Below are 11,068 nucleotides of genomic sequence, written 5' to 3'. Positions count from 1 at the left end.
GTGGTTATTATAGCAAAGAGGATACACCTGTTCCCATTCCGAACACAGAAGTTAAGCTCTTGAGCGGCGATGGTACTTGGGGGGCGACCCCCTGGGAGAGTAGCACGTAGCCACGTAATTTTTTTATTATTAAAAATATTTATAGACATACCGAATAGGTATGTCTTTTTATTATATGAATTCATAAATAAGATATAAAAGCTTATATCTTATAATATATAAAAGCTTTATTAAAATAAAAAATAATAAATAAATAAATTTATAAAACAAATACTGTTGTAAAAGAAAAATTTATAAATTATAATAACCTTAAAACGATGATTCTAAAAAAGCATAAATAATATTAATTGTAGAACTCAAACAATGTAAAAAAGAGGTTTGGGTTCTATGGTAACGTTACCGAAAACGTTTCCAAGAAATGAATAAATAGAGAATCAGGAGGGGAGATTATCTGTGAATTTATCACGAATATTAAAGTCTAAGTGTAATAAAGATATTTCATCTTGTTCAAATGAAGAAATCTATTTTGCCTTATTAGAAATGGTGCAAGAGTTTGGGGAGAATAAGGTAAATGAAAGGCAAGACAAAAAGAAGTTATATTATATTTCAGCAGAGTTTCTAATTGGAAAGTTATTATCTAATAACTTAATAAATTTAGGTATTTATGATGAAATTAAAGGAATTCTAAATGACAATGGAAAAAGCATATCTGAGATAGAAGAAGTAGAACCGGAACCATCTTTGGGAAATGGTGGACTTGGAAGATTGGCTGCATGTTTTTTAGATTCTATAGCTACGTTAGGTCTTCCAGGAGATGGAATAGGATTAAATTATCATTTTGGTTTATTTAAACAATTATTTAAAAATAATTTACAAAATGAAGAGATAAATGAATGGATTGAAAAACAAAGCTGCTTGAAAAAAACTGATGTAACTTATAATATAGACTTTGATGGATTTACATTAAGCTCTAGGCTATATGATATAAATATCACCGGATATAATAATGCAACGAATAAACTTCATTTATTTGATGTTGAAACAGTTGATGAAACTATAGTAAATGACGGAATTAATTTTGATAAAGAAGATATTAAGAAAAATCTTACTTTATTCTTATATCCAGATGATAGTGATGAAAAAGGACATCTTCTTCGTATTTACCAACAATATTTTATGGTTAGTAATGGAGCTAGGTTTATATTAGATGAATGTATTGCAAAGGGATCTAACCTTCATGATTTATATGATTATGCTGTAATACAAATAAATGATACTCACCCAACTATGGTTATTCCTGAACTTATACGTCTTTTGGTTGAAAAAGGAATTGAAATGGATGAAGCTATAGAAATAGTATCTAAAACATGTGCTTATACTAATCATACTATATTAGCAGAAGCATTAGAAAAGTGGCCTATAGCATATTTAGAAAAAGCTGTTCCACAGCTCATACCAATAATTAAAGAATTAGATAAAAAAGTTAGAGCTAAATATGATGAAGAATCTTTATACATAATAGATAAAAATAAAAATGTTCACATGGCTCATATAGATATACATTATACATTTAGTGTAAATGGAGTTGCATCACTTCATACTGATATATTAAAAAATAATGAATTAAATAACTTTTATAAAATATATCCTGAGAAATTTAATAACAAAACAAATGGCATAACATTTAGAAGATGGTTAATGCATTGTAATCCTGAATTAACGAAGTTGATAGAAAAGTTAATAGGAAATGGATTTAAAGTTGATGCAGAAAAATTACAAGATTTAATTAAATATGTTGATGACAAAGAAGTTCTTCAACAGTTATTAGACATTAAACAGGAGAATAAGATAAGGCTTAAAAACTATCTTAAGAAAGTTCAAAATATAGATATTGATGAAAACTCTATATTTGATATTCAAATAAAAAGGTTACATGAGTATAAGAGACAACAGATGAATGCTTTATATGTAATTTATAAATATTTACAAATCAAAAAAGGAAATATACCAACAACACCTATAACTGTTATATTTGGTGCAAAGGCAGCTCCTGCTTATATAATAGCAAAAGATATAATACATTTAATTTTATGTTTACAAGAACTTATAGAGAATGACGATGAAGTGAATAAACATTTAAAAGTAGTAATGGTAGAAAATTATAATGTAACTTCAGCTGAGAAATTAATACCTGCATGTGATATATCAGAGCAAATATCATTAGCATCAAAAGAGGCAAGTGGAACAGGAAACATGAAGTTCATGTTAAATGGTGCATTAACACTTGGAACAGAAGACGGTGCTAACGTAGAAATACATGAACTTGTTGGAGAGGAAAATATATTCATATTCGGAGAAAGTAGTGATAATGTAATTAAACATTATGAAGATGGAGACTATGATCCTCTTGATTTCTATATAAAAAATAAGAATATAAAAGAAGTAGTAGATTTTATTGTTAGTGATGACCTTATGAATGTTGGATGTGAAGAAAATCTTATAAGACTATATAAAGAAATAATGAGAAAAGATTGGTTTATGGGATTATTAGACTTCCAATCATACTGTTATAAAAAAGAAAAGTTATTCAAAGAATATGAAAATAGAGAAAAATGGTCAAAGAGAATGTTAGTTAATATTAGTAAAGCTGGTTATTTTTCTTCTGATAGAACTATTACAGAATATAATAATGATATTTGGAAATTAAGATAGAAAGTCAGTGGCTATGTCCACTATAAAAGATAAATTTATATGTGTACATAGCTGATTTCATATAATTAAAAATATATCGTAAAAGTTATTGATTTTTAGAAAGATGGGTGTTATTATTTTATTACCAGAAAGGGAAAACGTTATTTCGGAAACGTTATCGGAAACCTTTCCGGAGATAGAATAAAAATATATGAGGGGGAAATATCATGATAAAACTTAAAAAGTATTTAACAATTGCTTTATCTGCAGTTATGGCAACTGTAGCATTAACGGGTTGTTCGTCTTCTAATGATAGTTCTAAAGATGATGAAAAAGGTTCAGTATACTACTTAAGCTTCAAACCAGAACAGGAAGAACAATGGAAAAAAATAGCTGAAGATTATGAAAAAGAAACTGGTGTAAAAGTAAAAGTAGTTACAGCTGCGAGTGGTACTTATGAACAAACTTTAAAATCAGAAATAGCTAAAGAAGACGCTCCAACACTATTCCAAATAAATGGTCCAGTAGGATACCAATCATGGAAAGATTATTGTCTTAATTTAAAAGATACAGAATTATATAAGCACTTATTAAACGAGGATATGGCTGTTAAAGATGGGGATGGAGTATATGGTATACCTTACGTTGAAGAAGGATATGGAATAATATATAACAATGCAATAATGGAAAAATATTTTAAACTAGATGGCGCAAAAGCTAAATCTATGGATGAAATAAATAACTATAATAAATTAAAAGAAGTAGCAGAAGATATGCAAGCTAAAAAAGATAAGTTAGGAATAGATGGTGTATTTGCCTCTACATCATTAACTCCTGGTGAAGATTGGAGATGGCAAACTCACTTAGCTAACTTACCTATATATTATGAATATAAAGATAAAGATGTAACTGATTTAGATAAGATAGACTTTACTTACGCTGATCAATACAAAAACATATTTGATTTATACATAAACAACTCTACTTGTGCTCCTACTTTATTAGGAAGTAAAACAGTATCTGATTCAATGGCTGAATTTGCATTAGGTAAAGCAGCTATGGTTCAAAATGGTAACTGGGGATGGGGACAAATATCAGAAGTTGAAGGAAATACTGTAAAAGAAAAAGATGTTAAATTCATGCCTATATATACTGGTGCTAAAGGTGAAGAAAAACAAGGTCTTTGTATAGGAACTGAAAACTTCTTCTCTATAAATAACAAAGCTTCAGAAGCTGACCAAAAAGCATCTATAGCTTTCATTGAGTGGTTATTTACTTCTGATACTGGTAAAAAACATGTAACAGAAGAATTAGGATTTATAGCTCCATTTGATACATTTAAGGATGCTGAAACTCCACAAGATCCTTTAGCTCAAGAAGTTTTAAGATACTTAGGAAATAAAGATTTATACAATGTAGACTGGAACTTTGTTTCATTCCCAAGTCAAACATTTAAAGACGATTTTGGAGCAGCGTTACTTGAGTATGCTAATGGAAATATGAAATGGGAAGATGTTAAAAAATTAGTAGTTGATAAGTGGGCTAGTGAAAAAGAAGCAGCTAAATAATAACAACTAATAGGTCGCTAAATACTTGTAAGTGTATTTTTAAGAATTGCTAGATTATTATTTTTTAATAATAATCTAGCCCTATTTTAAAGATAGTAAAATTAAATTAATTCAAGATAGAAAAGGCTTAGCCATAAATAACAGTATATTACCGTTAAACTAAAAAAGGATTAAGTCCTAGTTAAGTAATGAAGGTGATACTATTTATGAACTAAGCTTTTTATTTAACTAAGATGATTTTATAGCACTTACTTTTTATTAATAATAGGAGGTATAGTATGCAAAAAACATTGAAAAAATATTTTGCTGTATTTTTATTACCAACAGTGACTGCATTTGCTATTGCATTTATAATCCCATTCATAACAGGATTATATTTATCATTTTGTGATTTTACTACAGTAAGTAATGCAAAATTTGTAGGCATACAAAACTATATAACTGCATTTGAACCAAGTCAAAGATTTTTAGAATCATTTGGTTTCACAACTTTCTTTACCATTGTATCTATAGTAACAGTTAATATAATTGCATTTACACTTGCTTACTTATTAACAAAGAAGATAAAAGGAACAAACTTTTTCCGTACAGTATTTTTCATGCCTAACTTAATAGGTGGTATAGTATTAGGTTATACTTGGCAATCGATGATAAATGCTGTTTTAGCAAACTATGGAACAACTTTAGTTGCAAATGGAAAGTATGGGCTTATCGGATTAATATTGTTAATGAACTGGCAGATGATAGGATATATGATGATAATATATATAGCAGGTCTTCAAAATGTGCCTACAGAATTAATAGAAGCATCAAAAATCGATGGAGCAACAAAATGGCAAACTTTAAGACATGTAACAATACCAATGGTAATGCCATCCATAACAATTTGTCTCTTCCTAACTCTATCAAACAGTTTCAAGTTATATGATCAAAACTTAGCTTTAACTAATGGAGCACCGATGCATAAAACTGAAATGTTAGCATTAAATATAGTTAATTCATTCTATGGAAGAAGTAACTTTGAAGGTGTGGGACAGGCCAAGGCAGTTATGTTCTTTGTAATAGTAGCTCTTATTGCTCTTACTCAACTATATTATACAAGAAAGAAGGAGGTAGAACATTAATGCAAAACGCAATTCCAGTAAAAAAAAGCAGGGGAAATAGTATTACATTTTTAATACTTTGTGCATTAGTAATAGTATTTTTAGCTCCTATTTTATTTATAGTTATAAACTCATTTAAAGGTAAGTTTTTTATAAGTGATAACCCATTTGCATTTCCTACACCAGAAACATTTGTGGGAATTACAAACTATATTAATGGATTAGAAAGAACAGGATTTTTAAGTGCTATAGGATGGTCATTCTTTATAACAATAGGATCTGTTGTAGTAATAATATTCTTCACATCTATGACAGCTTATTATATAACAAGAGTAAAAAGTAAATTAACAAGTGCTATTTATTATTTATTTGTATTCTCAATGATAGTACCGTTTCAAATGGTAATGTTCCCAATGGTAAAACTGGCAGATAGACTAAATTTGTCAAACCCAATAGGTATGATTGCATTATATCTGGGGTTTGGGGCAGGATTATCAGTATTTATGTTTAGTGGGTTTATAAAATCCATACCATTAGAAATAGAAGAAGCTGCTATGATAGATGGTTGCAATCCATTACAAACTTATTTCTATATAGTATTACCAATATTAAAACCAACATCTATAACAGTTGCTATACTAAACGCAATGTGGATATGGAATGATTACTTATTACCATATTTAGTAATAGGTTTATCTACAAAATATAAGACAATTCCAGTAGTAATACAAATGCTTGTAGGATCAAATGGAAATAGAGACATGGGAGCTATGATGGCAATGCTTGTACTAGCGATTATCCCAATAATAGTTTTCTACTTAGTTTGTCAAAAACACATTATAGAAGGTGTCGTTGCTGGAGCTGTGAAAGGATAATAAAGAGTATTATAGGAGGGACATCATGAGAAGAAGTGGGATGTTATTACCTGTTGCAAGTTTACCATCAAAATATGGTATAGGAGCTTTATCAAAGGAAGCTTATGATTTTATAGATATATTACACGATGCAGGCCAAAGTTTATGGCAGATTCTGCCCCTTGGACCTACTGGATATGGTGACTCTCCATATCAATCATTTTCTACTTTTGCAGGTAATCCATATTTTATAGATTTAGATGAATTAGTTAAAGAAAATTTATTGTCTGATGAGGAGTGTAACAGCTATGATTGGGGAGATAATGAAGAATCTATTGACTATGAAAAAATTTATTTATCAAGATTTAAAATATTAAAAGTAGCGTATAAAAGAAGCAACATAGGATTGAATAAAAAATTCAATGCGTATTGTGAAAAAAATAAATGGTGGTTACATGACTATACACTATATATGGCTATAAAAGATTCTTATGGCGGAAAGTCATGGATAGAATGGTGTGAAGATATAAGAGAAAGAAAAGAAGAATCCATATTAGCATATGAAAAAGAATTACAGGAAGAAATTGAATTCTATAAGTATTTACAATATTTATTCTTTGAACAATGGAACAAATTAAAAGCTTATGCAAATAAAAAAGGAATTTCCATTATAGGAGATATTCCGATATATGTATCATTAGACAGCTCGGATACATGGGCTAATCCAGAACTATTCCAATTAGATAAAGATTGTATGCCAACAGCTGTTGCAGGTTGTCCACCAGATAGTTTCTGTGAAACAGGTCAGTTATGGGGTAATCCTTTATATGATTGGGAGTATCATAAATTTACAGATTATGAGTGGTGGATAAAAAGAATAAAACAGTCATTTGAATTATATGACATTGTAAGAATAGACCATTTTAGAGGTTTTGACGAATATTATTCTATACCATATGGAGATTTAACAGCAGTAAATGGAAGATGGGAAAAAGGGCCTGGTATAGATTTATTTAGATATTTAAGAGAAGGACTAGGAAATGTAGACATTATAGCAGAAGATTTAGGATTTTTAACAGAAAGTGTGCAACAACTTCTTAAAGATACAGGGTATCCTGGTATGAAAATACTACAGTTTGCCTTTGATTCAAGAGAGGATAGTGATTACCTACCTCATAATTATAATAGAAATTGTATAGTTTATACTGGAACACATGATAATAACACCATTTGTGGATGGTATAAAGAAATCAGTAAAGAAGATAAAAGAATGTCTATTAATTATATGAATAACAAGTATACTCGTGATAATGCTATACATTGGGACTTTATATGTTTAGCCATGAGAAGCGTAGCAAACACTTGTATAATACCAGTTCAAGACTATCTAGGTTTAGGATCAGAAGGAAGGATAAACACACCTTCAACCCTAGGTGATAACTGGAAATGGAGAATGCACAAAGATTGTTTCTCTAAGAAAATTATAAAGAAAATAAAGATGTTAACTAAATTATATGCAAGAATATAACTTTAGTGTCTATTATGTGATAAACTGATATAGCAAAATACAATAATGAAAGGATAGTGTTAATATGAAGGCAATCACAATTAAAGATATAGCTAAGAAGTGTGGTGTCGGAGTAAGCACAGTTTCAAGAGCCATTAACAATCATCCTGACATAAGTGAAGAAACCAGAACTATGATAATGGAAGTTATAAAAGAAAGTAATTTTGTTCCTAACAAAAGCGCTAGAAATTTAAAACTTTTAGATACTAAAACCATAGCTGTATTAATAAAGGGTATAGACAACCCATTTTTTCAAAACATGATAAAAGTATTTGAAGAAGAGATACAAGACAGAAGATATTCCTTTATATTACATAGAGTTGATTCAAATCAAGATGAAATTGAAGTAGCTTTAGAACTAATAAAAGAAAAAAGACTAAAGGGAATTGTATTTTTAGGAGGAAATTTCTCTCACCAAGAAGAGAAGCTAAAAGAAATCAATATACCTTTTGTTTTAAGTACAATAGCTATAGCAGGTGATGTAGATAAAAATTTATATTCCTCAGTATGTGTAGATGATAAAAATGAAAGTGAAAAAGTAGTTAATTTCCTATGTAATCAAGGTCATACAAAAATTGCAATTTTAGCTGCAGGTAAAAGTGACCAAAGTATTAGTAAATTACGTATACAGGGCTATCGTAATGCCTTAATCAAGAGGAATATACCTATAAATGAAAATTTAATTAGACATATTAATGATAATGAAAATATTCAAATTATAGAAAATGGATATAAACTTATGAAAGAGCTCTTAGCATCAGGAGAAGAGTTTACAGCAGTTTATTCTATTTCTGATAGTATGGCAATTGGAGCGAGTAAAGCCATATTAGAAAATGGAAAAAGGATTCCACAGGATTATTCTATTGTAGGATTTGATGGATTAGATATCACATATTATTATAATCCTTCCATTACTACAATACGTCAGCCTGTGGAAGAGATGGCAAGAGAAACTACTAAAATCTTATTTGATTTAATTAATAAGAAGACCCAAAATCAGCATCGAGTTTTCCAAGGGGAATTAATTGAGAGAGAGTCAACTTCAGAATTAAATAGATAATTTTAGTACCATTAAGTATATATGAGGGGGATTAAAAAATGGCAAGCTTATCATTACAAAATATAAGTAAAATATATCCAAATGGTTTTGAAGCTGTAAAAGATTTTAATTTAGAAATAGAAGACAAAGATTTTATAATATTTGTAGGACCATCAGGTTGTGGTAAATCTACAACATTAAGAATGATAGCAGGATTAGAAGATATAAATAAAGGTACTTTAAAAATAGATGATAGAGTAGTAAATGATGTGGAAGCTAAAGATAGAGATATAGCAATGGTATTCCAAAGTTATGCCTTGTACCCACATTTAAGTGTATATGATAATATGGCTTTTGGGCTAAAACTAAAGAAAGTTCCAAAAGAAATAATAGATGAAAAAGTGAAATATGCAGCTAAAATATTAGATCTTGAAAAATTATTAGACCGTAAACCTAAAGCACTATCAGGTGGACAAAGGCAAAGGGTTGCAATGGGAAGAGCGATAGTTCGTGAACCAAAAGTGTTCTTAATGGATGAACCATTATCAAACCTTGATGCTAAACTAAGAGTTCAAATGCGTACAGAAATATCTAAGTTACATGAAAGATTAGGAGCAACTATGATATATGTAACTCATGATCAAACAGAAGCTATGACTCTTGGTACTAAAATTGTAGTAATGAAAGATGGTATAGTTCAACAAGTTGATACACCACAAAATTTATACAATGCACCACAGAATAAATTTGTTGCTGGATTTATAGGTTCACCACAGATGAACTTTTTAGATGCAACAGTTTGTAAAAGTGGTAATGATGTTATATTAAAAATAGGAAAACATGAATTAGTACTTCCAGAAACTAAAGGTAAGGCGTTAGTTGATGGTGGATACATAAATAAAGTAGTATGCATGGGTATACGTCCAGAGAACGTGAATGACTTAATTGAATTAAATGAAGAAAGTACAGGAAGAGAAATTGAAACTACTATAAATGTATATGAATTACTAGGTTCAGAAGTGTACTTATACTTTAATGTAGAACAATTACCTATGACTGCAAGAGTAAAAGCTACAACTTCAGCCAGAGTAGGGGATAAAGTTAAGTTTAAATTTGATATGGAAAAAGTTCATATATTTGATAATGAAACTGGGAAAGTAATAACAAATTAATAAAAATATAAAATGAACTGCTATAATTATAAATATGGCAGTTTTATTTAATATTTTTTTAGTTAAGAGGAAGGATTTTTATGGATAATTTATTCAGATATGACAACAAATTTTTTGAGATTTTAGGAAAGATAACAGATATAGTTATACTTAACTTACTATGTATAATCTCATGCTTACCAATTGTAACTATAGGGGTATCAATTACTGCTGCATATTCTGTTGCGATGAATATGATAAAAGACGAAGAAACATATATAGTAAAAGAGTTTATTAGAAGTTTTAAAGAAAACTTTAAAACTAGCACGATAGTATGGACTATTATGCTAATAATAGGAGGAGTATTGCTGTTTGACTTTTATATGTCAAGACTAGTTTTAAATGAATCGATAAGTAAGGTTTTACAGTTTATATTTACTATAATAAGTATAATATATACTTTTACATTAACATATGTATTTCCTATAATATATAAGTTTGAAAATACTATAAAAAACACTATGATAAATTCTGCTCTTATATCTATACAAAACTTGCCTTATACAGTAATAATAGTAATTTTAAATTTAAGCCCATTTTTGTTGATTAATTTATTTAGAAGTCATTGGGGGCACATAATATTCCTGTATACAGTAATTGGTTTTGGAATAATAATTTGCATAAATTCTATATTTTTTGATAAAATATTTAATAAGCTTATAAAATAATAAAAATAATTATGAAGAGTTAAAGATATTCTTCGTAGTTATTTATTTTTAAAAGCTAGGTATCATCAGGGTTTACGTTAATTTTGATAAATAAAAATAAAATAATTAAAAAACTTTTAGAAAAGGTGTTGACCATTAATTAATAAGATGATATAGTATTACTTGTCCTTGAGACAGGGACAAAACGTCAACAAAAACTTCTTAAAAAAAGTAGTTGACAAGGAAAAACAGCTTTGGTAAAATAAAGAAGCTGAAACAAGCAAAGAACTTTGAAAATTAAACAGTAGGTTAACAATAAATTAATTCTTTAAGAATTAAACTGAAACAACAAACAAACCAAGCCAGATATTCAGATAATGATTAGTCT

General features: G+C 28.8%; 8 protein-coding genes and 1 rRNA gene. All 9 read left to right on the top strand.

Going from position 1 to position 11,068, the window contains the following annotated elements; genetic code table 11:
- The 9 genes from rrf to K0039_RS19525 all read left to right on the top strand — a co-directional run bounded on the left by rrf (position 1) and on the right by K0039_RS19525 (position 10,701).
- Positions 1-116, top strand: a 5S ribosomal RNA gene (rrf, locus tag K0039_RS19565).
- Between the two features lie 337 nt (positions 117-453).
- Positions 454-2,712: a glycogen/starch/alpha-glucan phosphorylase gene (locus K0039_RS19560; protein WP_228106723.1), complete on the top strand. Its 2,259-nt coding sequence runs from the start codon at positions 454-456 to the stop codon at positions 2,710-2,712.
- A gap of 206 nt (positions 2,713-2,918) precedes the next feature.
- A complete protein-coding gene (locus tag K0039_RS19555) occupies positions 2,919-4,259 on the top strand; it encodes an ABC transporter substrate-binding protein (RefSeq protein WP_228106722.1) in 1,341 nt (446 codons plus the stop codon).
- A gap of 278 nt (positions 4,260-4,537) precedes the next feature.
- The gene (locus K0039_RS19550) at positions 4,538-5,383 is read left to right on the top strand and encodes a carbohydrate ABC transporter permease (RefSeq protein ID WP_228106721.1); all 846 of its coding nucleotides are present in this window, start codon (positions 4,538-4,540) and stop codon (positions 5,381-5,383) included.
- Positions 5,383-6,237, top strand: coding sequence for a carbohydrate ABC transporter permease (locus K0039_RS19545; RefSeq protein ID WP_228106720.1), 855 nt, complete (start codon positions 5,383-5,385; stop codon positions 6,235-6,237). The genes K0039_RS19550 and K0039_RS19545 overlap by 1 nt, the downstream gene beginning before the upstream one ends.
- 25 nt (positions 6,238-6,262) lie before the next feature.
- Positions 6,263-7,744 (top strand): 4-alpha-glucanotransferase, encoded by a 1,482-nt coding sequence (malQ, locus tag K0039_RS19540; protein ID WP_228106719.1) that lies wholly within the window; start codon positions 6,263-6,265, stop codon positions 7,742-7,744.
- Between the two features lie 64 nt (positions 7,745-7,808).
- Complete coding sequence (locus K0039_RS19535; protein ID WP_228106718.1) at positions 7,809-8,843, top strand: LacI family DNA-binding transcriptional regulator; 1,035 nt, start codon at positions 7,809-7,811, stop codon at positions 8,841-8,843.
- A gap of 38 nt (positions 8,844-8,881) precedes the next feature.
- Positions 8,882-9,994, top strand: a complete 1,113-nt coding sequence (locus K0039_RS19530; RefSeq protein WP_228106717.1) for an ABC transporter ATP-binding protein — start codon at positions 8,882-8,884, stop codon at positions 9,992-9,994.
- 80 nt (positions 9,995-10,074) lie between these two features.
- A complete protein-coding gene (locus K0039_RS19525) occupies positions 10,075-10,701 on the top strand; it encodes a YesL family protein (protein ID WP_228106716.1) in 627 nt (208 codons plus the stop codon).
- Positions 10,702-11,068 lie beyond the last annotated feature (367 nt).

This window comes from Terrisporobacter mayombei, assembly GCF_020748465.1.
GTDB classification, from domain to species: Bacteria; Bacillota; Clostridia; order Peptostreptococcales; family Peptostreptococcaceae; genus Terrisporobacter; species Terrisporobacter mayombei.
The sequence above is the reverse complement of the archived record's forward strand: the minus strand, read 5'-3'. Positions and strand labels throughout refer to the sequence as shown.